The sequence below is a fragment of the Vibrio sp. 1402 genome, from assembly GCF_033340275.1.
Map to the genome: position 1 here is coordinate 1 of NZ_JAWOWE010000526.1, position 571 is coordinate 571.

General features: G+C 47.5%; 1 protein-coding gene. It reads right to left on the reverse strand.

All coding sequences use genetic code 11. The features are described 5' to 3' along the window. Positions 1-551, reverse strand: a 551-nt coding sequence (gene pcp / locus R7044_RS27060) for a pyroglutamyl-peptidase I (protein WP_225456209.1), incomplete at its 3' end; no start/stop codon positions are given. Between the last annotated feature and the right edge of the window lie 20 nt (positions 552-571).

Consider the following 571-nt stretch of genomic DNA (forward strand, 5'->3'; position numbering starts at 1 on the left):
TCGAGGCTCATTGACGGGTGGTTGCTATCCGTCGCTTGCTCAGGCAACAACGGAATATGCACAAATCCATGCCGAATCGATTTGTCCCTCAGATAATGCTGTACTCCATAAAACAGATGGTTGCACACAAACGTCCCCGCGCTATTAGAAACCTGACAAGGGATGCCACTCTCATGCAACGTTTGAGCAATATGCTTGATTGGCAAAGACGAAAAATACGCATCCGGGCCTTGTTCGATGATGGGTTCATCGATTGGCTGATTGCCACCGTTGTCTGGAATTCGGAAGTCATCCACATTAATTGCAACGCGTTCGGGCGTTATTGCCGCTCTACCCGCGGCCTGACCAACGGTAATAACACAATCTGGTTGATACGCTTCAATCGCATCAATCACAGCACTGATGGACTCAAAACGCGTCACAGGCACCTGACAAGTAACAATGATGCCACCGTCAATACTTGTTTCTTCTAGCCGTTTCACAGCCTCCAACGCCGGATTTATTGCATCACCACCAAACGGTTCAAAACCAGTAATCAAAACCTTTTTCATCGCAACCTTCAAAGAGAAAT